The organism is Methylocystis sp. H62, from assembly GCF_015709515.1.
In the GTDB taxonomy this organism is placed as follows: domain Bacteria; phylum Pseudomonadota; class Alphaproteobacteria; order Rhizobiales; family Beijerinckiaceae; genus Methylocystis.
On sequence record NZ_JADNQZ010000039.1, the window covers coordinates 1 to 23611 of the forward strand.

General features: G+C 60.3%; 19 protein-coding genes, 6 pseudogenes and 1 riboswitch. Of the genes and pseudogenes, 13 read left to right on the top strand and 12 right to left on the bottom strand.

Translation table 11 applies throughout. The features are described from left to right. Positions 1-422: pseudogene (locus IYY11_RS02665) on the top strand (hypothetical protein); the annotation flags it as partial. A gap of 71 nt (positions 423-493) precedes the next feature. On the opposite strand, the gene IYY11_RS02670 reads toward IYY11_RS02665, so the two are convergent. The 4 genes from IYY11_RS02670 to IYY11_RS02685 all read right to left on the bottom strand — a co-directional run bounded on the left by IYY11_RS02670 (position 494) and on the right by IYY11_RS02685 (position 6978). Then, positions 494-1057, bottom strand: coding sequence for a helix-turn-helix domain-containing protein (locus IYY11_RS02670; protein ID WP_109026882.1), 564 nt, complete (start codon positions 1055-1057; stop codon positions 494-496). Between the two features lie 311 nt (positions 1058-1368). Then, the gene (locus IYY11_RS02675; protein ID WP_109026883.1) at positions 1369-2655 is read right to left on the bottom strand and encodes a TolC family protein; all 1287 of its coding nucleotides are present in this window, start codon (positions 2653-2655) and stop codon (positions 1369-1371) included. Positions 2656-2741: 86 nt separating this feature from the next. Continuing rightward, positions 2742-5885, bottom strand: coding sequence for an efflux RND transporter permease subunit (locus IYY11_RS02680; RefSeq protein ID WP_109026884.1), 3144 nt, complete (start codon positions 5883-5885; stop codon positions 2742-2744). A 10-nt stretch (positions 5886-5895) separates the two neighbouring features. Beyond that, positions 5896-6978 carry an efflux RND transporter periplasmic adaptor subunit gene (locus IYY11_RS02685; protein WP_245435086.1) on the bottom strand — a complete coding sequence of 361 codons (1083 nt, stop codon included), beginning with the start codon at positions 6976-6978 and terminating at the stop codon, positions 5896-5898. Between the two features lie 455 nt (positions 6979-7433). Here IYY11_RS02685 and IYY11_RS23630 point away from each other — a divergent pair. Continuing rightward, positions 7434-7922 (top strand): annotated as a pseudogene (locus IYY11_RS23630) (LysR family transcriptional regulator); the annotation flags it as partial. A gap of 319 nt (positions 7923-8241) precedes the next feature. On the opposite strand, the gene IYY11_RS22710 reads toward IYY11_RS23630, so the two are convergent. Then, positions 8242-9000 carry a DUF3600 domain-containing protein gene (locus IYY11_RS22710; protein WP_245435143.1) on the bottom strand — a complete coding sequence of 253 codons (759 nt, stop codon included), beginning with the start codon at positions 8998-9000 and terminating at the stop codon, positions 8242-8244. Positions 9001-9542: 542 nt separating this feature from the next. On the opposite strand from IYY11_RS22710, the pseudogene IYY11_RS02700 reads away from it, so the two are divergent. Continuing rightward, a pseudogene (locus IYY11_RS02700) lies at positions 9543-10099 on the top strand (TniB family NTP-binding protein). A 131-nt stretch (positions 10100-10230) separates the two neighbouring features. Here IYY11_RS02700 and IYY11_RS02705 read toward each other — a convergent pair. Continuing rightward, positions 10231-10575: pseudogene (locus IYY11_RS02705) on the bottom strand (transposase); the annotation flags it as partial. Positions 10576-10628: 53 nt separating this feature from the next. Next, complete coding sequence (locus IYY11_RS02710) at positions 10629-12194, bottom strand: MFS transporter (RefSeq protein WP_245435089.1); 1566 nt, start codon at positions 12192-12194, stop codon at positions 10629-10631. A gap of 115 nt (positions 12195-12309) precedes the next feature. Continuing rightward, positions 12310-12369: riboswitch (Fluoride riboswitch) on the bottom strand. Positions 12370-12913: 544 nt separating this feature from the next. On the opposite strand from IYY11_RS02710, the gene IYY11_RS22715 reads away from it, so the two are divergent. The 10 genes and pseudogenes from IYY11_RS22715 to IYY11_RS02750 all read left to right on the top strand — a co-directional run bounded on the left by IYY11_RS22715 (position 12914) and on the right by IYY11_RS02750 (position 19691). Then, positions 12914-13198 (top strand): encapsulin, encoded by a 285-nt coding sequence (locus IYY11_RS22715; RefSeq protein WP_245435091.1) that lies wholly within the window; start codon positions 12914-12916, stop codon positions 13196-13198. Between the two features lie 83 nt (positions 13199-13281). Beyond that, positions 13282-13491 (top strand): DUF2945 domain-containing protein, encoded by a 210-nt coding sequence (locus tag IYY11_RS02720; protein WP_109026888.1) that lies wholly within the window; start codon positions 13282-13284, stop codon positions 13489-13491. Positions 13492-13503: 12 nt separating this feature from the next. After that, positions 13504-14031 carry a DUF488 family protein gene (locus IYY11_RS02725; protein WP_109026889.1) on the top strand — a complete coding sequence of 176 codons (528 nt, stop codon included), beginning with the start codon at positions 13504-13506 and terminating at the stop codon, positions 14029-14031. 506 nt (positions 14032-14537) lie between these two features. Continuing rightward, the gene (locus tag IYY11_RS02730; RefSeq protein ID WP_109026890.1) at positions 14538-15230 is read left to right on the top strand and encodes a hypothetical protein; all 693 of its coding nucleotides are present in this window, start codon (positions 14538-14540) and stop codon (positions 15228-15230) included. A 66-nt stretch (positions 15231-15296) separates the two neighbouring features. After that, positions 15297-15422: a hypothetical protein gene (locus tag IYY11_RS23190; protein ID WP_281431664.1), complete on the top strand. Its 126-nt coding sequence runs from the start codon at positions 15297-15299 to the stop codon at positions 15420-15422. Between the two features lie 16 nt (positions 15423-15438). After that, positions 15439-16164, top strand: coding sequence for an RNA polymerase sigma factor (locus tag IYY11_RS02735; RefSeq protein ID WP_246716396.1), 726 nt, complete (start codon positions 15439-15441; stop codon positions 16162-16164). 765 nt (positions 16165-16929) lie between these two features. After that, positions 16930-17106, top strand: a complete 177-nt coding sequence (locus IYY11_RS23635) for a hypothetical protein (RefSeq protein ID WP_409455214.1) — start codon at positions 16930-16932, stop codon at positions 17104-17106. 19 nt (positions 17107-17125) lie between these two features. Continuing rightward, positions 17126-17377: pseudogene (locus IYY11_RS23640) on the top strand (SH3-like domain-containing protein); the annotation flags it as partial. A gap of 72 nt (positions 17378-17449) precedes the next feature. After that, positions 17450-18069: pseudogene (gene nthA / locus IYY11_RS02745) on the top strand (nitrile hydratase subunit alpha). Positions 18070-18527: 458 nt separating this feature from the next. Beyond that, positions 18528-19691, top strand: coding sequence for an NnrS family protein (locus IYY11_RS02750; RefSeq protein WP_312029689.1), 1164 nt, complete (start codon positions 18528-18530; stop codon positions 19689-19691). A 42-nt stretch (positions 19692-19733) separates the two neighbouring features. Here the strand turns inward: IYY11_RS02750 and IYY11_RS02755 are convergent, their stop codons facing one another. From IYY11_RS02755 to folE, 5 genes are all read right to left on the bottom strand, one after another. Further along, positions 19734-20132, bottom strand: a complete 399-nt coding sequence (locus IYY11_RS02755) for a SirB2 family protein (protein WP_196402625.1) — start codon at positions 20130-20132, stop codon at positions 19734-19736. Positions 20133-20144: 12 nt separating this feature from the next. Then, entirely contained in the window at positions 20145-21791 is a 1647-nt protein-coding gene (locus IYY11_RS02760) for a nitric-oxide reductase large subunit (protein ID WP_246716395.1), read from the bottom strand. A gap of 3 nt (positions 21792-21794) precedes the next feature. After that, positions 21795-22451, bottom strand: a complete 657-nt coding sequence (locus IYY11_RS22720; RefSeq protein ID WP_246716394.1) for a hypothetical protein — start codon at positions 22449-22451, stop codon at positions 21795-21797. A gap of 84 nt (positions 22452-22535) precedes the next feature. After that, complete coding sequence (locus tag IYY11_RS23645) at positions 22536-22742, bottom strand: universal stress protein (protein WP_196399175.1); 207 nt, start codon at positions 22740-22742, stop codon at positions 22536-22538. A 204-nt stretch (positions 22743-22946) separates the two neighbouring features. After that, positions 22947-23552, bottom strand: a complete 606-nt coding sequence (gene folE / locus IYY11_RS02770) for a GTP cyclohydrolase I FolE (RefSeq protein WP_109026895.1) — start codon at positions 23550-23552, stop codon at positions 22947-22949. Positions 23553-23611 lie beyond the last annotated feature (59 nt).

Genomic DNA, 23611 nt, shown 5'->3' on the forward strand with positions numbered 1-23611 from the left:
CGAGCCCATTTGGGGACCATTGGGACGCCGCCAAAATCGGAGAGGAGCTTGTCAATCGTCACTTGCGGGGCGAGCCGACGCCGCTAGCATCCCCTATTGCGATGATGCGGCTTTTGCTGATCTTAAATCGCCCGCAGACGACGCAGCCCCCCGAAGGCTACAATAAGAGCTGGTTGCTCAACGAGATCGTTCCAGGATTTGACGCCGAAGCATTACGCATAGCGCCGTCCATCAGCAAAGGCGCAAACGCTATGGTGCCGCTCTATTTACGCATCGCGCTACTCGCCGGTCTCGCAGTCGCCGCGAAAAACGCGGCGGATACGATTCAGCGCCTGCGCCCCTTCTGTCGCCCCGTCTATCGAAAGCGATTCGACGAGCTCGCCTACGCCGCGCTCGGGATGCCGCTGGAGTTCTCAATTTAAGCGTCAAAGCTCGAAAATGCGCGCCGAAATTCTCAAATATGATGTCAACGCGCCGCGCGAACAGGGATTTTCTAATCAAAGGATGTATCCTGACAACGTCCTCCATCGCCGCGACGAAGCTGGCGTCGGCCTGCGGGGGAATCACCCACTGCTGCTTGCGATGGGGTTTGAGAATGTTTTTTTAAGACACGACCGATCGTGCTGTCGCTCGCCGTCTCGACGATTTCGAGCTCGACGACTTTCTTTTCCAGCAGCCGCAACGTCCAGCGCGCATAGCCTTTCGGCGGCGTCGAGCAGGACAGGGCGATCAGCCTGGCTTCCTTCTCGCCGTCAAAAATCCGCGGCACGGAGGGACGCGTGTGCGGCTTGCGCGTCAAGACCGCGGCGAAGCCCTCCTCTATGAGCTGCTTGCGCACCCGATAGACCATCGACGCGCTCGTCTCCAATTGTTCGATGATCTCGCCGTCGCTCAAGCCTTCGCCCGCCTCGGAAACGTCCGCCTTCAGCAAAATTTGAGCCTTTATCAGCGTCTTCGCCCCATACTTGCCCTTGCGCAGCATGGCTTCCAGATGCGCCCGCTCCTCGCCGCTCAAGCGCACCACATACCGCTTCACGCCGACTGCTTCCCGCGCCATCTTCGCCTCCTGAAGGTCGAATCAATGGCAGTAGCGAATCAGGGATAGCCAGCCGGGGGAAGCGCCCTATTCAAATTCGCTGAAGCGACCCACTAGCAGGACCGGTACACTTTTGCGCCGCCGTAAAAATAACAGAGCAAAGCCGGTTTAGTGGTACACTTTGCGTCCGCCATTTAGAGCTGTAGGACCTTGCCACGCGACGATTATTTGCTCGTTCGCCGTCAGCACAAGTCGATAAAGGTCTGCATCGGCATCTTTCGTGAAACATCAGCGGCCTTGATGCGTAAACCACTGATTATAGGTACAAAACTCTATGGAGCGTAACCGAACGCTTGGTTGAGCCGCGAGATTGCGACGCCAACGTTGATCGCGGCGTTCGCCTGCATACGCTGGGCCTCGAGTTGGATCTGCCGCACGCGATAGAGGTCGAACGCGCTTACCTCGCCAATTCGATATGATTTGCGCGACAGTTCGAATTGTTCATCGGCGACTGAGAGTCGGTTGTTGGCGATTTCAGCGGCGCGCCGCGTAGCAGCGAGCATCACGCGCGCCGCCTTTATCTCCGCCGTTACGACGCGCTTGGCGCGATCATATTCGGCCCGGGCGCGATCCATTTCGGCTCGCGCTTCTGCGCGTCTCGGCGCATTGCGACCAGGTGTTGGCAATGGAATGCGAATGCGAACGCCAATAGTGGTCGAATCCGTGCGTTGGTTCGAGACGATTTGCGAAGGGTCGGTCGAATACTGATTGTTGTATTCGCGCCGTCCGAACACGCCGATATCGGGACTGGCGATGGGTGTCGCGTCGACGAGCCGCAGCTGGGCTTCAGCTCGTACGAGCGCTGCCCGCGGCGTTCGCAAAGCTGGATGATCTTCTATATCAGTTGCGGGACGCACCGATTCGAGCGTGCCCTCCGGGGGCGCGCCGCCAGTCAGCGCCATGTAGTTCACCCGAGCAACCTTCATGGCGCCTTCCGCCTGGGCGAGCTCCGTTTCGGCGGCGAGTGTCTCGTTCGTCGCGAGCAGCGCGTCGCTCTGGGCGGCGTCGCCGAGTTCGACGCGGCGGGTCATATCCCGGCCGATATCATGGGCTGTCATCACGCGCGTCCGGGCAACGGCGACATTTCGCGCCGCGCGACTCGCATTCCACCAGGCGTCACGCAATAGGCCCGCGACATCCAGCCGACGTAACGCGAAGCGTTGCTCAACTTCGCGAATCCCGGTCGTCACCGTCGCCTCAAAGGCGTCGCGCTGCCCCGGCAGCCATAGGGGCATGCCGGCTTCCATTTCCAGTTCATTGTAGTTGCGTAAGTTTCCGGATAGCGCACTACGCTGCGAGCCGCCGACATATGGCGATCCTGGCGTGATCGAATTCGCGGTGGCGTAGCGCGCGGAGATCGCGCGATATTGCGCTTCAAGCGACTTGCTTTGCGCATCGATAGCGACGGCCATGTCGAGATGTTGGGCTAGCACTTGATTGGATGCAGGCTTGCGGACGCGCGGCCTCTTGTCGACACGTAACGACTTGGCGCGTTTGACCCGGACCTTCTTCTTGCCCTCGAAAAGGACTTCAACGCGCAGCATTTCTTGTGCTGGCATTAATGGGGGTGTCGCCTTAGTTTCGGCGCGTAACGCGGAAGACGTATAGGCGAGAAATATTGCCGCGACAAGGATCAACCAAGAGCTCATAAACGCGCGTCCTCGCGCCAGCGAGCCGTTGGCGATCGAGTTCCACGGGCGCTCAGCTTCTGGCGTAGAAAAAGACTAAGATTAGCGGAGCGATCGTAAAGAATCGGCAGCAGCACGAGCGTCAGCACGGTCGCTGAAATCAGTCCGCCGATGACCACGACCGCGAGGGGCCGCTGGATCTCGGCGCCCGGCCCATGTGCAAACAAAAAGGGTATTAGACCGAAGGCTGCAATGGCCGCGGTGAGCATCACCGGCCGCATGCGCCGGCGCGCGCCCTCGACGACAGCTTCGCGCGTCGTGCGCGTGCCTTCCGCGACTAGCTTGTTAATGTACGAGATCAGCACAACGCCGTTGAGCACGGCGATGCCGATAAGGGCAATGAAACCGACAGACGACGGCACAGACATGAATTCTCCCGAAAGCCACAGGGCCAGAATGCCTCCAATCGCCGCAAAGGGCACATTGCAAAATACCAGCGTCGCCTGCAGCATCGAACTGAAGGTCAGATAGAGCAGGAGAAAGATCAACGCCAGCGCGATGGGCACGACGATGGCAAGACGCGCTGAGGCGCGCTGTTGGTTCTCAAACTGCCCGCCCCATTGGTAACGATAGCCCGGCGGCGTCTTCACATTTTGCCCGACCGCCTTTTTCGCCTCGTCAACGAAGCCGACGAGATCACGTTCCGACACGTTGGCGAGCACAGTCGCGAATCGGCGACCTTGTTCACGAATCACTTGGATGGGGCCGTCCTCCGCCTGCACCTGGGCAATTTGCGACAGTTCGACAACTTTTCCTTCCGAAGACACCACCGGCAGCCGCGCGAAGTCCACCGAAGAGCGGCGCGAAGTTTCGGATCCACGAATGACAAGCGGCGTGCGTATCGGTCCTTCGAGAACAATGCCAACTTGTTGTCCGTCGACCCAGACGCGCAGCGCATCCTGGATCTCCTCAGCATTGAGACCGAAGCGTCCGGCGGCAAGCCGGTCGACGCGCGCGGTGAGATAACGCATGCCATCGTTCTGCAGGCCGAAGACGTCGCGCGCGCCTTTGATCTTACGCAGAATCTCCTCCACGTCGCGTGTGAGGCGATTGAGCTCGTTGATGTCGTCACCAAAGATTTTGACAACGACATCGCCGCGCGCGCCGATGATCATCTCCTGCACGCGCATGTCGATCGGCTGCGAAAAGGCGTAAGAAATGCCTGGCGTGGAGTCGAGCACCGCGCGGATTTCGCCCATCAACCAGGCCATGCCCTTGCCGCGCCATTCGTTTGGCGGCGCGAGTGAGAGGAAGTTGTCGGTATCGTTGAGTCCGACAGGGTCGATGCCGAGTTCGTCAGCGCCGGCGCGCGCCATCATGCCCTTGACTTCGGGCACCCGACTCATGATTTCGCGTTGAATGCGCATGTCGGTCTCGGCGGTTTCTTTGACACTAACCGTTGGATGTTTGCGCACAGTGATGACTGGCGTTCCCTCGTCCATCACCGGCATGAATGTCTGGCCGATGCGGGAATAGGCGACGCCGGCGACAATAAGGCCGAAGAAGGCGATGGCGGCGACCCACGACGGCTTCGAGAGCGCGCGCAGGAGCAAGGGCTCGTAGATCGCGGCGATCTTGCGCACGAGCCAGGGCTCGTCGGAATGACCGGGCCTGAGCAGCGTGGCGCTCAGCGCTGGCACCACGGTTAGCGACAGGACGAGCGCAGAGCCGAGGGCGAATGCGATGGTGAGCGCGACGGGCGAAAACAAACGACCTTCCAACCCTTCGAGCGAGAGCAACGGAAGGAAGACGGTGACGATGATGATAACGCCAGAGACAAGCGGCGTTGCGACCTCTTTCGTCGCCTCCAGAGTCATGAAAATGCGGTCAGAGAGAGTCGCGTCATGCGCATTCGCCATGCGATGCTCGACATTCTCGACGACGACAACGGCGCAGTCGACGAGCAGGCCGATGGCGATAGCGAGGCCGCCGAGAGACATGATATTGGCGGAGAGGCCCGACAGCCGCATGATGCCGAAGGTCGCGAGCGCGGCGAGCGGCAGGATGACCGAGACGACGATCGCCGCGCGCAGATTGCCCAAGAATAGTGCAAGCAGAACCACGACGAGGACGATCGCTTCGAGTAGAACCTTTTGCACCGTCCACACCGCCTTGCCGATCAGTTCGCTGCGGTCGTAGAAGATTTCGAATCTGGCGCCCTTTGGTAGGGTCGGCTCGAGTTCGGCGAGTTTCGCCTTGACGCCACTTACGACGGTGCGCGCATCGGCGCCGCGCAGGCCAAGCACGAGGCCCCATACCGCCTCGTCCTCGCCATTGCGGACGACGACGCCGTTGCGCGCCAATGAGCCATAGCGCACTTCTGCCACGTCGCCGACACGCACGATGCCGGAGTCGTGCGCCGCGATGACGACCGAGCGAATATCGTCGAGAGAACGTAACCTCCCTTCGGCGCGCACCAGCAGCGCCTCCTCGCCGTCCCGTACGCGGCCGGCGCCGTCATTTCTGTTATTGTTTCGAAGGCTCGAATCGAGCATCTTTACTGTAACGCCGCGCGCCGCCATGGCGGAAGGCGATGGCGCGACTTCGAATGTGCGCACGAAACCGCCAAGTCTATTGAGATCAGCGACGCCAGGCAGGCCGCGGAGGGCGGGACGAATCGTCCAGTCGAAAAGCGTGCGCTGTTCCGACGGGGATAAATCACCGCCCACGATTGTGAACATCAGCATCTCGCCGAGCGGCGTCACGATCGGCGCAAGCCCGCCACTGACGCCATCGGGTAACTGATCCTGGGCTAAGGCAAGCCGCTCATTGACTTGTACGCGCGCCCAATAAATGTCGGTTCCCTCCTCGAATTCGAAAGTCAGCAACGCCACCGAATAGCGCGTGATGGAGCGCATCCGGACAAGATGAGGAATACCTTTAGCGGCGAGTTCGATCGGCGCTGTGACGCGAGCTTCCAGCTCCTCAGGCGTGAGGCCCGGCGCACGCATGGCGACCAGCACCTGTGCTGGAGCGACGTCAGGGAAAGCGTCGATTGGGAGTTTGAAATAGCTGACGGCGCCCCAGACCGCGAGTCCGAGCGCGGCGATGAGAACCAGGAGCCGTTGTCCAAGCGCAAGGCGGATCAGTTTTTCGAGCATTGTTTCCTGATTACTTCGCGGCCGCGGCGAGTTCCGCCAGCAGGGTCAATAGACCGCCTGTCGCGACGCGTTCTTCAGCTTTCAAAGACCCCTGCACGGAGGCGAATTGCGGCGTTTCGGAAACAAGGGTCACGGGTCGTGCGACGAAACCGTCCGCTGTACGCACGAACACCCAATTGTGATTCTGGTGGCTGACGACCGCATCCGCTGGAACACGCCATTGAGTGCGTGAATTGCCATTGATGTGTAGGATTGCTTGCACAGCCTGGCCAGGGCGCAGCGGGCGGCGACCAGGACGAAATTCGGCTACGGCATTTACCGATTGCGTGGGAGTATCGACTGAGCGGCCAATTCGAATGAGTTTGCCGTCGAGGCCGGCGATCGGCAGGTGCACACGGTCGACACTTTCAAGTGCTGCAGCGCGAATAATCGGTATTTGCAAATTAACCCAAATCGGATCAAGGCACGCGATCGTAACAAGGGGCGTCGAGGCTTGAACGCGCTCGCCCGTTTTGCCATGGCGCTGCAGAATGGTGCCGGCAATCGGCGCGCGCACTTGGAGGGAACTCGCGAGTGTTCGTTCGCGCTGCAATGAGGCGACGTCCTCGTCTGACATTCCGACGAGCGACAATATTTGCTTACGTTCCTCTAGCGCTGAGCGCGCCTGGATAGCTTCGGCTCGTGTGACGATTAGACGTCGCTCCGCAATGATATGTTCTTTGAACAGTTGTTCGTCGCGCCGCAGTTTCTCGGCTGCTAGATTCGCAGCTGAAAGCGCATGGAGAAAGCTTCTCTGCGCTTCGATCAGGTCCCAAGATTTCAGCGTGGCGATAGGCGCGCCCTGCTTCACATCTTCGTCAGGTACGACAAGCAATGTTTCGACGAGGCCTGCAGCCGGCGCAGCGACAACACGCATTTGCTGCGGGGGGACGGTGACGACCCCCGGCACGACTAGTTCGCCCAAACTCGACTCATGCACTACTAGCTGAGTCTCGATCCCACCCGCACGGATCTGCGCTTCGTTGAACTGAAGAACGACTTCGTGACCTGCGCCAGCGTTCGTTTCCGAACTCGCCCGGACGGGAATGGCCATTGTAAGGGCCAGGAGCAAGCGCTGAGCGCCAAGGTATCGGGCGTGATGCATTAGACCTTCTGGGGAATTAACGGATTCTGGCCATTAGGGGCAGCGAGCTGCGGCGTGTTCCGAGGGAGGTTGATTGCTGCTTACTGCATCATTCTCGATGCCAGCATGTCGGCTCGGGAGTTGCGTTATTGTCCGTTCCAGGAACGTCGGCGGATAGCGTGCGCATGCGCCATGATGACGCGTCCAACTAAGCGATTCGCTTAATTACGTCGATCAACCGTGGCGTCGAAGCTGCTGTGCGCATAGGGCTTTCACCTTATTGGGTCTGCTGTCCACATGTTCAACTCAATTGCGTCGTGCTTGGGCTCCACCGTCTGGATTGAGCCCCAAGAGTGACCGTTGCATTCATTTTTCGCAAACGCAAAATTGTTGAAAATAGAACAAAAGAAATTTATATGTAAAATATGGACGTCAATCTAGCGAAGACCTTCTTGGAAGTGGTTGCGAGTGGAAGCTTCATTGCTGCTGCGGATCGTCTACACCTGACGCAAGCAGCGGTGAGCGCCAGAATTCGAACTCTAGAAAGTCAGCTCAAGCGACCACTCTTCGTTCGCAATAAAGCGGGCGCGCGTCTGACGTCGGCGGGCGAACGCTTCGCGCGCTACGCGACGACGATGGTTCAGTTATGGGAGGGCGCTTGTCGACAAGTGGCTCTGCCCGTGGGGCGAGCGAGTGGTTTCAGCATAGGTGGAGAATTCAGTCTCTGGTATCCGCTCCTAGCAGATTGGCTCATATGGATGCATGCGGAATCGTATGAAACAGCGATAACAGCGGACGTTGACACCCCTGCGCGACTTCTCGAGCGCGTGCAGGAGGGCTCGCTTGACCTCGCCGTTCTCCATAATCCGCCGCAACGGTCTGATCTTGTCTGCGAACTGCTCATTGAAGAGAAATTGATTCAGGTAACAACCGACCCAAAGGGTAGAATCGATCCAAATGAGTATGTTTTCGTCGATTGGGGGCCAGAATTCGCTGTCAATCACCAGGCCGCTTTTCCCAAGCTGAGCATTGCGCCCTTGTCAATATCGCTGGGTCCGCTCGCGTTGACCTTTATACTGAGCGTCGGCGGAGCGGGGTATTTTCGTATTGGCGGTGCGCAGCCATTTTTGGCCGACGGACGGTTGCATCGTGTAAGTCGAGCTCCTGAGTTCTCATATTCCACGTACGCCATCTACGCCACGGGGCGCGAGGATGATGTCATGCAACGCGTCCTTAAGGGATTACGGTTGGTGGCGTCAGGTCACGAGAGGGCGGGAATACCGCCGGCGATCGGTGCGAGAGCGTTGTCGCGAAATTTATCGCAACGATCTCCGTCGAAGAAACGGAGAAAGTCAGCAAGAGGTACTGGTAGCGCAATCGTCGCTCAGAACGACTAGCACGCTGTTGAAACGGCTCTGATGGGGTGGACGCCCCCCGACGGCCTCGATGTGCCAGAGTGGAGGTGTTGAATCTCACTCGAGGGAGGCGTCCATGAAAAAAGTTAGCACTATCGGATTGGATTTGGGGAAGCCAGCCGCGCGCTAATTGCGCCTGCACCCAATTGCGCTGACGACGTCGAATGAATGCGCCGACGCCCACGCCAACCAGGCTGGCGGCCATACCAGCGCCAATGCCCGCAACGATCGCCTCGGCGAAACTGCCGTAGATGGTCCAAACGGCGATCGCGCCAGCAATGGCGCCAACATAGAAGAGCAGGCCGATGAGCGCAGCTTTGCCTTCATTAAGCGACTCGGCTTCGATGTAGGAAATGCGAGGAGCTTCATCGCTGTCCTCGATCTCGACCGAGCGTTTCGATCCAATCTTTTCGCGCGTCTTCGCGTCTTCGGTGAGCAGGCTGATTTCGGATCGATCGAATCCATGAGTCATCAAATAGTCAATGGCGGACTGCAGCTTATCAAGCGAGTCGAACAGGCCTACGGCTTCGGAAAATTCGCGAGACTGTTCGAGCGCAGTCGTTTCATTCGATTCCATGGAGTTCCTCCCGAAGCTCATTACTCTTGAATCGAAGCCGGCCTCTGTGTGCGCCCTTGCCCATCTGAGCGGTCATTTGCCCTGTGATCGGCGTATCAAATATCAGCATGCCCCCGCTTGAAGCCTTCGACAAGGCCAAGCGCTAACGGAGCCCCGGAGAAAAGCTCTTCCCAGGACAGATGCTGCATGAAGCGTCCGCACATAGGCGGGACGATAGCGCCAAGGCCACGCAAAACCAAAAAAGCCTCGCGAGCGCACGTCCGCACGGCGGCTGAGCAGCTGGATCCCGGCTGAAGTTGAAAAAAGGCCCGCGGCCGTGAACCGCGGGCAAAGGAGATTGGAGCGTCGCGATGAAGGCGACGCCGGCCAAATTGCGCCGAGGCGCGCTGAGGCAAGCGTGGCAGTCAGATCATAAGGGTCACGCTTGGCCATTGATGGCGCGACCCCACGCAATGCGCGCATAGGAGCGCATATGCTGAACCAGTCCGATTTTCGCCAACCCTTCAGGAAGCGCGGTTTGACGCCGACGCTGCAGATCGAGCGTGGCGCGTTATGCCGACTATCCGCGGGCCAAACAGGCCCTCGACCGTTTGGGGCTCCTGCTCGACCATCCTCGGGGAAGGAGGAGGCCTTCCGTTGCGATTTATGGCGACAGCGGCATGGGCAAAACCATGATCATGAAGCGATTCCGTGATGAACACCCGCCGGGCTTCAATGCGGTCACGGGAGCGCTCCGAACGCCTGCGCTCGCGATGGAGATGACCAGTCGACCTGGAGAACGCCGCTTCTATGCTGAACTGCTCACGCTTCTTGGCGGGCCGCAGCGTCCGCGCGCAGACATTGCGCAGATGGTGCAGTCCGCATTGCGGATCTCGGTGTTCAAGTTCTTGTTATCGACGAAGTCCACAATATTCTCGCCGGTTCCTATCGCGAACAGAGAGTCGTGCTGAACACCCTTCGATTCTTGAGCAATCGCCTTCAAATCTCGCTTGTTTGCTTTGGCGTCAACGAAGCGCGCGAAGCCATCAGCGGTGACGTTCAACTTGCCCGCCGGTTTGAACAGTTCACGCTGAACCGTTGGGCGGCGGATGAAATTTGAATCGCTCGTCGCGTCCACTCTGCGTAACACGCCGCTACGTAATCCTTCCGTGCTCAGCACGAAATCATTGCGTTGGATGCTGCAGCAACGGGCGCGAACTGGCGCATTCTTACAATTAAGCGCAGCGTGACAGACGGGCTCGCATCGCGGTCAGCGCGTTCCCGGTCGATCATCAGCGCCACGTCGTGGATGGTCTCGAACAGAAAACGGCGCATGAAGCGGCGAAACCACCAGTAGATGGTTTGCCAGGGCGGAAAATCCTTGGGCAGCATGCGCCAGCCGCAGCCGGCGCGGGCGATGTAGCGGATGGCGTTCAAAACCTCGCGTGGGTCGACCGAAGGCTTGCGCCCTCTGCGCGCAGGTGAGGGAAGGAACGGCTCAACGCGCTCCCACTCCTCATCGGTCTAATCCGTCGGGTAACGTTTGGTTTTCTTCTCAATGGCGGCCATCTTGGCGCGATTCGCTCGGGTCCACATCCCTAGCTTGAATCACGCCCCTATCTCCGTCGCAACCATTCTCAAACGGTCTCTCAGGGCTGCTCCATCAGTTCCTCGGCGGAAAGCCGTGCGAGCGATTGTTTGCGCTTCTTGGACGCGTAGCTTGGATAGGCGAGCCAGACGACTCCCGAGAGCAGGATGAACGCCATTGCGCCGAACAGAAAGACGTCGTTGAGCGCGAGGATCGACGCCTGCTGTCGAATGAGCTGCGCCGCGCGGCTCTGCGCGGCGGTGGGCGACATGCCCATCGCCTGCATGCGATCCAGGAAAGTGGCGAGCAGGTCGAGCGAGGCGAAGCGCCGTCCGCCGAAATGATCGGCGAGATCGAGCTGATGGAACGGCGTTCGGCGGAAGAAGAGAACGCCGAGCAGCGAGATGCCCAGGGCGCCGGCCACGGTGCGCAGCATCGCGAGCTCTTCCGCCGCGCGGATCAGTCGTTCGCCGACGAGCCCGGTCATGGCGAGGGTCGCGAGCGGCGCAAAGAACATCGCGAGCGAGAAGCCGAAAAAGAACATCGGCGTCTTGACGTCATCGAAATAGGCGTTCTTGTCGTATTGTCCGAGCCAGACAAAGGTCACTGCGAGACCGATGAAGTTGAGGAACACGATCAGTCGCGCGTCGACGTTCCTCGTGATTTCATGCACGACGGCCGCGGCCGCCATCGCCAGAAAAATCATGATCAGATAGACCATGCCGGCGAGCGAGGACGTGTAGCCGAGCAGCACCTGCAATTGCACGATGAACACCGAGAGCAGGCCCTGAATCACCAGGAAGCCGACGATCGAGCAGAAAGTCGCGATGGCGAAGTTGCGATGCAGAAACAGACGCAGGTCTAGCGCGGGCCGTCGTTCGCCGAACTCCCAAAAGATGAACATCGGCAGCGCCAGCAGCACGACGAGCAGCAGCCATCCGAGGAGAGGCTCCGCGAACCAGTCGAAATCATTGCCCATGTTGAGAATCGTCTGCACGCCGAGCAGCACCGCGGCGAGCAGAATGAAGCCGATCGTATCGAAGCGCGTCATGCGGCGCTGAAAGCCGCGCCGGTAGAACAGCGCGGCAATGATCGCCGCGACGGGCATCACGACCAAGACGTTGGAATAAAATAGCCAGCGCCAGTCGAAATATTCGGCCCAGAAGCCGCCCATGAATACGCCGATGGTGAAGGGCGCCATGCTCATGACGCCCCAGAAGCCGACGCCGAGCGTGCGCTGGTGATCCGGATATTGCGCAAGCGTCACGGATTGGGCGAGCGGAAGGGCGACGCCGCCGGCAAGGCCGAGGAGAAATCGCATCGGCGCGAAAAACCAGATGGTTTCGCTCGCCGCGCACATCAGCGAGAAGATGGCGTAGAACATGAGCGCGCCGATCAGCACGCGATAGTCGCCGAAGCGCCCGGAGAACCACCGCGACAGTGGCAGGCCGAGCGCGATTCCCACCATGTGGTCGGTGGTCGCCCAGGTGCCGAAGCTCGGCGTCACGCCCTGCAGACTGCCGGCGGCATAGGGCGCGAGCACCGTGTAGCCCGGAACGTTCGAGAGCATGACGACATTCGCCGCCCCCGCCGCGCCATTCAGCAGCAGGAATCGCCAGCCTATCATTCGGGCCGGCCTATCCATGATCGCCACCCTCGCTCCGTTCTATAATCGCTACTGGGCGGTATTACGCGACATCATCCGCGGTTGTCGACTAGAGCAACGACGGACTCCGACACAATGTAGAGCAGGGGTCATCAGCCGCAGGCGGTTGAGCGCGAACTCGATCGCCGGGACAAGGATAACTGAATCGGACCTAAGCCTGTCAATGGTGAAAGTAGCAGGAAGAACATCAGACAGGACGCCATCCTTGGGTGAAAGACAGAAAATTGCTCACCGATCACGCAAGCTGCATCTTTGCCGTCTTCATCGGCTAATTGCGTGCCCGTTGTTGGATTCAAAATTGGCGGGTTGATACAAAGGCTTGGCAAAATGGTAACGTGGCTGTTTGCTATCAGTATCAGCCTCAGCATGGCAATTTCCGTAGCGTGAACCTGTCCCATTCAGCAGTCATCTTCGTCCCCGCCGTCGTCATCTGCTGTTTCTTGGTCGGCAAGTCGTTCTGGATCGTATTCCAGACGGTCTGACGCGGCAATCGATCGACGACGTGGAGCGCGGCGCAATGGATTCAGATTGGGTGCCCGGGAAATCCCCTTTGCAAAGGATCGCGCTGTGTCCGATGGGTGCGCTGCGGCAGGCATTCACCATTCGCGAGGCCAGCAGCAATCAGGGCGTTGTGCTGCCTTCCAACGTCCGGGTTACCCAAGCGCCTCGCTCAGCCAGTTGTGCGACATGGTCCGTACGCGCTCATGCTCGGGCTAGACACCTACACCGCCGCGAGTGGTGGAAGCGTCCAGGGCTATCCGGTTTTTCACCATCTTGAGCGTGTGGTGGACGGAGGGATCATCTGGGCGCCCGCCATTGAAGGCGGCGTCGTGCGCACGACCTGCAGCGGTGACTTCGAGTTAGATATCGGTCGGGACATATCCGTTGGTTACACGAGCTATTCCAGCACGGCCGTCGAACTGAATTTTCTGGAGACCTTCACCTTCCGGCTGCCGACGACCTAGGCTTCCGTGGTGCTGGCGCCGGGCATAGACTTCGGATCCATCTGTTTGGGAGAAGCGCTTCTTGGAACCGGGAGGACGCGGCGATGGCAAGGAAGTTTAAGATCGGCGATCATGTGAGCTGGAACTCCGAGGCCGGACGCGTGTCGGGGACTATCATCGCCATTCACATTAGAGATTTCGATTATAAAGGCCACACGCATCACGCGTCGAAAGACGATCCCCAGTACGAAATCAAAAGCGACAAGACAGATCACATCGCAGCGCATAAGGGCGGCGCGCTCGACTATGCATAACGAAGGCCGCGCGTGAAGCTTCCGTTTTTCACCATCGGCCATTCCAACCGAACCCTCGAGGCTTTCATCGGTCTACTGCGCGAAGCCGATATCGCTCTTGTCGCGGACATCAGAACGATTCCGAAGTCACGAACCAATCCACAGTTCGACAAGAACACGCTTCCCGGCGCCTTGGCGGCCGTCGCCATCTCTTATGAACATATGGCTGCCCTCGGTGGCCTTCGTGGAAGGTCACGCGGCATATCTCCGACTGTCAACGCCTTCTGGACGAACGAGAGTTTCCACAACTACGCCGATTATGCGCTTACTGCACAGTTTCAGGCAGGCCTCCAACACCTCTTGGACAGAGGACGCAAGCGGCGCTGTACCATCATGTGTTCGGAAGCCGTATGGTGGCGATGCCACCGCCGCATCGTCGCCGATTATCTTATCGCCAGCGGGGAGACCGTTTTCCACATTATGGGGGAAGGTCGTCTGGAGCCGGCCCATCTCACTCCAGGCGCGGTCATTCAACCTGACGGCGCCGTGATCTATCCGTAGTCCGCCGCTCGCAGCATTGGCAGCGCTTCGACGCCAGAGCTTCGAGCAACGCCTCGATGCTCGCGCCCAAGCGAACAAACCCGGCCACACGCCTAAAGCTAAAAATATTTCTGCATCGGGAACGCAGCACGGAATGGTCGCATCTAATATACAGGGCGCAAGTGCGGAGAAAAACTGAGCGGCAGCTACCGCTCTGCACAGAAATATCGTACCGTCGGGAACCCCCGTAAAATCACGCTGGTGCGATAGCGGAGGCGCTATGAGTTTTAGCGCCTCCGCAGCCCGTTTACGAAGTAATGAGAGCCTATCCAGCGCTTGTGTTGTCGCAGGATGTTTTAGAGCTGACCGTACTCTGCCGCTCGACGTGCTCGGAAGCTTTCTCTTTTCCCCCAAAAAAATCTCGTGCAACGGGAACGCAGCGCGAAAGGGTCGCATCGAATATACGGGGCCGCATCGAGTCGATCACACCGGCCGCTACGCAAACTGATCGACCAAGGAGAACCGTCATGACACGCGTGCAGATGTTCCACCGGGCCGTTAATCGCCGCCTCGCCCTTGCGGGCTTCGCCGCCGCACTTATGGCTACTCCCGTTTTCCGCCCGACCGCCGCCTATTCCGTTAACACCTCGCACACCGAAGCCGCGCAGATCATTCGCAGCCCGAGCGGACTCGCGCTCAATAATGCGATGCGTGAATTGTGGGCTCAGCATATGGAATGGACCTATGCGGCAGTCACGGCCTTGGCCAACGGCTCGCCATCTTTCGACGCCACCGCAGCGCGGCTGATGCAGAACCAGGCCGATATCGGCGACGCTATCAAGCCCTTCTATGGCGATGCAGCTGGTAACGCGCTCACCAAGCTGCTTCAGGAGCATATCGGCGCAGCCGTCGAGGTCGTGAAAGCCGCCAAGGCCGGCGACAAGCCGGCCACCGACAAGGCCGTCGCAGCCGCCTACGCAAACGCGCAGGAAATTGCCGATTTTCTCGCCAAGGCGAACAAGAACTGGCCGCAAACCACGGTACGCGACATGCTCAAGGGGCATATCGACACAACTGTGGTCTACGCCACGGGGCTTTTGCAGGGCAAATATGCCGACGGCATCGCCGAATATGGAAAGGCCGAAGCTCATATGATGATGCTGGCCGATGCCCTGACCAACGGTTTGATCGCCGCCTTCCCAACGAAGTTCGAGAATTAGTCGGACAACGCCAAGGGCGACGACGGAACGGCGCCCCGCCATTGCCCGTACGCCCGGAAAGGAGCCGTGATACTCATCGACGCGTTGATCGCTTTCGCGATGGTCGCGGGCATGATGGAATTGCTGCGCGATCCGGAAGACGCGGCGCGCGCGATCCCTATAGCGGCAGCGCCGGCAAAGGCACGCCGGTAGCCTACCTGTTCAATGAATGGAGGCGAAAATGCAATCACTTCAGCGTCAGGCGGCAAATAGCTTCTCGAAAACCACGCCGGAGGCAGAGCTGATCTCGCGCGCCGCTGACGGTGACGGAGTGGCGTTCGAAGCCATCATGCGACGGCACAACCAGCTTCTGTTCCGTACGGCGCGTAGCATCGTGCACAATGATGCGGAGGCGGAGGATGTCGTCCAGGACGCCTATCTGCGGGCGTGGCGCGCGCTTGGAAACTATCGCGCCGAGAGCAAGCTCTCTACCTGGCTTGTGCGGATCACGACCAATGAAGCGCTCGGCCGCTTGCGGCGAAAGAGTGCCCAGATCATTCCTTTGGAAGCTGCCATGACGCCCCATGAATCTGAAGCCCAGACAGCGCTGAACGATGAGCCTGAGCGTAGCCCAGAACAATCGATGATGCGGGTTCAGATGCGCAAGCTCTTGGAGGCGCGCATCGACCTTCTGCCGGAGGCCTTCCGGACGGTGTTCATGCTGCGCGCGATCGAGGAGATGAGCGTCGAAGAAATCGCCGAGGCGCTGGAGATCCCCGAGGCGACGGTGCGTACGCGCTTCTTCCGAGCTCGCAGCCTGTTGCGCGAAAGCCTTGCCCAGGAGATGGACGCGGGCTTAAGCGACGTTTTCGCCTTCGCCGGCGAGCGGTGCGACCGCATCGTGACCGGTGTCCTCGAACGCTGTAAAGCGGAAGGGCTGGCCAGCGAAGAGTAGCGGCGGGTCGAGAGCCCCGTACCTCAGCCGCATAAGCCTGCTTGATGGAACTATTCGGAAGGGAAGATATGAGGTGGGATAGCCGGACGCTGAATAGGGCATAAGAGGGCCGGAGGCGGTAGACGCAGCCTAAAAACCGGGCGCGCCAACCGTCGCTAGGGGATTTGCGCTGGCGTTGGCAAAAATGGGACCGAGGAATCCGTCCAGATTGAAGGGAAGGGGCGTCCTGCTTATCACGCGTTCCCAAAAGGCGCGCAGGCGCTCGACGCGCTTTTCCAGATGATTGCCGCAAATGATCACGACGTTGATCGCGCCGATCGAAATGCCGGCGAGCCCCTTCGGACAATATCCCCGCCGCGAGCGCCCCGAACGGGCCCGCCTAATAGGCGCCGAGCGCGCCGCCGCCTTGAAAAACCAGCGCGACAACTTCTTTATTCGTCATGCGCTCATGCGCCGCCGCTCCGCATCTTCCGCGCGCGTCGCCCCTGGATCCTCCCATTCCACCGTCGGCGTGTTGCGGCCTTTGCCTTCCACAACTCTGAGCCTATTTTGGACAACGTCGGAAAAGCGCTCCAGATCCGAATTGACCCTTTTTTCTGAACCAGCCTGCCGAGGCAGTGGGAAATCGGATATTCGGCATCTATGTGGCGATGATGGCTCTCTCGGGCCATCTCGACTCGTCCGTGCCGGCCTGCGCGATCGCCGACGTGCCGACCGCTTCCGCGACATGTGGACAGGGCGGATCTGCGCGCTGGCGCCGAGACGATGGATCCATTCGACTACTTCAAATTCCGTTACTACGAGAAGTGGCTCAGCGGCATCCCCATTCCTCGTCGACAAGGGATACCTGCGCGAGGACGAATTAGCCTCGCGGACAAGCGAACTGCGTGGCGAAGCGGCCAGGCCGGACGGCGCTCGGCCAGGGGGACCCGATCGGGCTGAAGCCATCGACGAGCAGATCATCGCATATCTACGCAGCGGCGACAGCCCGCGGCGCGACGTCGCGCATCCGAAGTTCGCCGTCGGGCAGCGGGTCCGGATCGCAAATGTCCCAGCTGGCGCGCACACTCGCCTGCCCGGCTATCTGCGGGGGCGGAGCGGCACGGTGGCGCAGGTGCTCGAAGGCGACTACGCCTACTTCTGGCACACTGGCGACGGCATCGGCGATCCAATGCCCGTCTACATCGTCGAGTTCACGCCGACCGAATTGTGGGGTCCCGCGCGCGGAACCCGGCGCGCAGACGCTTTACGCCGAACTGTTCGAGGCATACTTGGAGGAACCTGCATGAGCGGCCAGTTCAAGTATCCGCAGGACCGCGAGAAGTCCAGCGCGGCCAAAGTCGCTGCGCTGAAATCGCTTCTGATCGAAAACGGCGTCATCACGCCCCAGACCGTCGATAAGGTGCTGGCCTACTTCGAATCGGAGATGACGCCGCTCAACGGCAAGAAGATCGTCGTGCGGGCGTGGACCGACGCGGGCTTCTTGGCCCGGCTGCTGGCCGACACCCCGGCCGCAATTGCCGAACTCGACCTGCCCGAGGGAATGGCCGGCGCCGAGGCGAGCACCTGCGGGCGGTCGCCAACGCGCCCGGGGTGCACAATCTGATCATCTGCTCGCTCTGCTCGTGCTTTCCATGGCCGGTGCTGGGGTTACCGCCGTACTGGTACAAGGATCCGGTATTTCGCGCCCGCGCGGCCCGCGAGCCGCGGAAAGTGCTCGCCGAGGTTGGCGTCCACCTGCCCGAGGAAACGGAGATCGGGGTGTGGGACAGCAGCGGGACGGCGCGGTGGTTCGTAATTCCTGAAAGGCCAGCAGCGACAGAGGATTTTACTGAGGCGCAGCTGATGGAGCTCGTGACGACCGAGTCGATGATGGGCGTCGCGCTGGCCGGAGCGCCATCATGAGGTTGCACGGATCCTGCACCACTGATCAGGGAGCGCCGCGGTTTGACCACGAGTGGCAGTGACGCGAGTTCGGCTTGGCCATCGCGTTATCGAATTCGGCCACTATCGCTCAGCTGCCCGCGGCGGTTCGCGGAAGAAGTCGTCGATATCTATATCGTCGCGGTCACAAGGGCGAAAAACCCCAGCGCAGCCCACACCCGTGGCGCGCGACGCTTTCCCTGCAACGCCTTCGCGATCTGCGGGGAATCCGCGTAGAAGAAGGAATGGTGTCGCAAGAGAAGGCCTATTGATCTTCCCCTCCCCTCTGTGACATTCCGCTTGGTTTCTAACGAGAGGCTCGCGACCTGCGCGCTCGATGTGTGCGTTGGTGACCGAGCGCCAGCCCATCATCAATTCCAAAGGGGAAGTCAACGATGCCTCCAATTCCGCGATATCGCGCTCAGGCGAGTCAAAACCCTGTGGCGATCTTTCTTTCCGCGGGTTTCCGCCCCTTCTTCCTTTTTGCCGCGCTCTGGGCCGCTGTCGGGCTGCCGCTCTCCATCGCCTATCTGGAGGCGGCGGCCGAACTGCCGACACGCTTCGCGCCCTCTCTCTGGCACGCGCATGAAATGGCCTTCGGTTTTGGCGGCGCCGTCGTCGCGGGATTCTTGCTGACGGCCATTCCAAACTGGACCGGTCGGCTGCCCCTGCAAGGCGCGCCGCTCGCCGGCCTCGTCGCCCTTTGGCTTCTCGGCCGCATCGCCGTCCTGACTTCGAATAGTGCGCCTGCGCTTGTCTCCGCGGCGCTCGACCTCGCTTTCCCGGCGGTCTTTATCTTCGTTGTCGCGCGCGAGATCGCCACGGGGCGAAACTGGCGCAACTTGCCCATGGTCGCCGCTCTCGCGCTTCTGTTCTTCGGGAATCTGCTCACGCATCTCGAAGCGATGGACCTTGCCGCGACGGGCGCCATCGGGGCCCGCGTCGGCGTCGCGACCCTCATCATGCTCATCGCCATCATCGGGGGGCGCATCGCGCCGAGCTTCACCCGCAACTGGCTGGCGAAGAATTCGCCAGCTGAAGTGGAGCCCGCGCCTTTCGGCGCGCTCGATCGTTTCGCGCTCGCGGCGACGCTCGTGGCGCTCGTCGCCTGGGTCGCGTTTCCCGACGCCGGACTTACCGCGGCTCCGCTCATTATCGCCGGCGCGGCGCTCTTTCTACGTCTTATCCGCTGGCGCGGCGTCAGCACGCGCGCGGAACCGATGCTCTTCGTGCTGCATCTGGGCTATGGCTGGGTGCCCTTGGGCTTCCTGCTCATCGGCGGCAATGAACTATGGGGAGTCGCGGGTCCTGCCGCGCCTCTGCATGCCCTCACCGTCGGCGCCATCGGAACAATGACGCTCGCGGTGATGACCCGCGCAACGCGCGGCCACACCGGTCGCCCGCTCCTCGCAGATCGGTGGACGGCCGCGATCTACGTCGCCATAACTTTGGCGGCCATCCTGCGCATCGGCGCGCCTTTCATGGGCGAGCACTACTTCGCAGCCCTCGCGGTCGCCGGCGGGATGTGGAGCCTGGCCTACGGCCTCTTCGTGGTGCTCTATTTCGGGATGGTGACGACGAGGCGCTTGCATCAAACCGCCTAAAGGCCAGTTCCCGGAAAGGTCGACCAAGCTTGCCGACGTTTCTCACCCGAGGGCAAACTTGCCAAGCGGGCTATGCTTGCGTGCGATGCTATAAATGAAAAGAAAAGCTGCGATCGCGCCGGCCATCGCCGCCAACCGCAACTTGAACGCCTTGGCTCGGAGCGCCCAGTAACCCAGAAAAATATAGAGCGGCAGCATGACCACGACCTTCATGGTCAGCCAAGTGTCAACAAACGGGTATTGACGCGTGACGGCCGTCAGCATGAGGGCAGCCGTGAAGAGCACGGTGTCGATAGCGTAGGAGGCAAGCCGCGCGAGCAGCGACGGTGGCCATGACGCCGCGAGCAAGTTCAAAGCGAGCGCCCGCATAAGGCAGAAGCCGCCGCTCGCCAGCGCCGCCGCGACGTGGACGGCGCGAATCTCGAAGTAATAGGCTTCCATGCAAGTGGCGGATCACGCCGCACGCTTCGCCGGTCCCGCCTCCAGTTCCCTGTCCTCCTGCTCCACTTCATGAGGCTGGCGGCGCGGCCGGAGCCACAGGCTGACAACGAACCAGGCGAAGGCCAATGCGCCTATCGAGAAGACCGTGTCGCCCGGCACGCGCATCCATACCAAAAGATCGACGATCGGCTGCTGCATGAACTGCTCAGAGCGGGCGTACCAATAACCTTCATTGATCGCGGCAAGGAGTTGCAGCGTGCCGAGCGGCAGGAGCGTGAACAACGCCATCATCGCCAGCCCCACGTTGAAGCACCAGAAGCTGATGCTGAGGATCTTCTCGTTCCAGACGAGTTCGGGCATCATTCCGCGCAGGCAGAACAACACGAGGCCGATGCCGAGCATCCCATAGACGCCGAACAGCGCCGTGTGGCCGTGCAGCGGTGTCAGGTTGAGCCCCTGCATGTAATAGAGCGAGAGCGGCGGGTTGATCAGGAAACCGAACAGACCGGCTCCCACGAGATTCCAGAAGGAGACAGCGATGAAGAACAGCACGGGCCATTTATAGCGCTGCATCCATGGCGTGGCGCCGCAAAACCGCCAATGCTCATAGGCCTCGAAGCCGATGTAGGCGAGCGGCACGACTTCCAGCGCGGAGAAACTGGCGCCAAGCGCCAGCACCGACGTCGGAGTGCCGGCGAAATAGAGATGATGCAGTGTGCCGATCACGCCGCCGGCCATAAAGACAATCGTCGCGAACAGCACCGCCGAAGTTGCCGGCTTGACTGCGACCAGGCCGAGGCGGGTGAACAGGAAGGCGACGACGGCGGTGGCGAACACCTCGAAAAACCCTTCGACCCACAAGTGCACCAGCCACCACCGCCAATACTCGACCATCGACAGATGCGTATGCTCGTTCCACATCAGCCCCGCGCCGTAGAACAGGCCGATCGCAACGGTCGAGAGGAAGAAAAGAGCGACGATGGAGCGTGACTCATTTTTTACCAGCAGCGCCGGCCACAAGGCGCGGCCGACGAGGATGAGCCACAGCAGCAGTCCGATAAAGAGGAACCACTGCCAGAAACGCCCGATATCGGCATACTCCCAGCCCTGATGCCCGAACCAGAAATTGTGTTCCAATCCCAGCCGTTGCATGACCGCGAGCCATTGGCCCGCGAAGGCGCCGACGACAATGATCAGCAAGCAGATCCAGAGCACATTCACCCCGAGCGCCTGGAACTTCGGCTCGTAGCCGGAAATCGCCGGCGCCATGTAGAGCCCAGTGCCCAGCCAGGCCGTGGCGATCCACAGCACGGCCAATTGCGTGTGCCAGGTGCGGGTGATCGAATAGGGAAGGATCTCCGCCATCGGGTAGCCGTAAAACAGCTGCCCCTCGACCTGGTAATGGGCGCTTATGGCGCCAAACAGGATCTGGACGAGAAACAGGGCAAGAAGCACCCAAAAATACTTGGCGGTCGCGCGCATGGACGGCGTGACCCTCACGTTGCGCATCGGATCACGCGCGGGCACGTCGCACGTCTCGCCGCCGCGCGCATGACTGACGGCGCGGTGCCAGCCGAGAAGCCCGATGCCGGCAAGCAGAAAAACCACGCTGAACGCAGACCAGATGAAGGTGGTTGCAGGCGGGCGGTTGTCGATCAACGGCTAGCTCGGCCAGTTGTTGGTGTAGGTGACGTGGCTTCCCGGCCGCTCCGTGGTCGCGGCCCACGCGGTCCACCAGAAGAAGGCGCATAGCGCCCGTCGATGCTCGGCGTCGGCGACAGTGCCGTTCTTCATTGCGTAGTTCTCGCGAAGCTCCGCGCTGCGCGGATCGTCGCCGAATAGGCTCTCATAGTGGCTAGAGACGAGGACGATCGCCTGAGCCCGCTCCTCAGACACAGTGATTGTCCCAGTTTTCGGATCGAACGTGTTTCGCCTCATCATCGGGCGCAGCCGTCCCCGCAGAGAACTCTGCTGCTCCTCGCTGAGATCAGCGTAGCGGCCGGCCGCGAACTCGCGGCGCGCCCAGGCGTCCAGGATGGCGACGAGTTCCCGGTGCTGCCAGTCGGCGGTCCAGTCCGGCGCGACGTAGCCGCCATGGCCCCAGACGGAGCCGAGTTGCATACCGCCGATCGACTGCCATACCTGCCGGCCGCGCTGGATGTCGTCGATTGTATAGACCGTTCGGCCTCTTTCCGTAACGACGCGCTCCGGCAATGGCGGCGCCTTGACGCTGATTTCGCGGCCAATGAGCAAAAGCACGGCGAAGGAAAGCGCCAACAGGGCGACGAGCGAGATCCAGAGTTTACGCGCGCTTTCCACGACGCCCTCCTAGAACTCAACAGCGAAACGGCCGGCGCGGCGCATCGTAAAGGAAAGCGCCCAGTGCGAGTTCAAGAGTCGCCGCTACCTTCCAAACAGACGCTCTCGGTTCACGTCATCTAGGGAGCTTCGCGGAATCGCCAATACAGGACAAGGCGCTTCGTGTATGACGCGCTCGGTTGTGCTCCCGATGATCGAGTCCAAAGCGCTATCGCGACCATCGGTCTGCATAACGATCAGGTCAGCGCGCATTTCTACCGCACAAGCAACTATCGTTCCAACGAGACTCACCGTTGCGGATCTCCAGATTTGGAAACCCCCCGTCTTCCAGATTCAAGGCTCGAGCTATTATCGGCGACAACGCTCGTGCAACGGTCTCCATCTAGAGCCGGTCCCTCAGGTCGAGGCAAAATTACAAGCGGGAGAACTTAGAGAATGCCATCTTCCATGGCGTTCCGCTCCCAATGCTTCTTTCGTCAGCCGCTGGTCCAAATTCTAGGCTCGGCGCACCATGCCGAGGAATTCCTCTCGTGAGCGGGCGTCGTCGCGGATTACGCCGAGTAACCGGCTAGTGGTCAATGTGGATCCGAGCGTGTTCACGCCACGCAAGGTCATGCAACTGTGTTCGGCCTCGACGACCACTCCTACTCCTTGCGGCTCGAGAATTTCCTGGATGGCTTCGGCGATCTCAGCGGTTAGCTTCTCCTGAATCTGTAATCGACGCGCGAATCCGTGCACGACCCGCGCCAGTTTGGAGATTCCCACGACCCTGTTTGTCGGCAGGTAACCGACATGCGCGCGTCCGATCACCGGCAGCATGTGATGTTCGCAAAAAGTAACGACGCGGATGTTCTTCAATACGACCAGCTCGTCATAACCGCCCACTTCTTCGAACGTGCGCTTGAGATATTCGCGAGGATCGGCGGCGTAGCCAGCGAACAATTCGCGATAAGAACGCGCCACCCGCTCAGGCGTATCGATCAAACCTTCGCGGTTCGGATCGTCGCCTGCCCATTCGATAAGAACCCGCACAGCCGCTTCAGCTTCAGCCTGGGTACGCTTCGACCTTCGGACTCCGCTAAAGTTGTTGTCCAAACCCATTAAACGACTCGGGCCGTCACGAAATCGATCTGCATGGGCCGAAACTAGATATTCAGTTT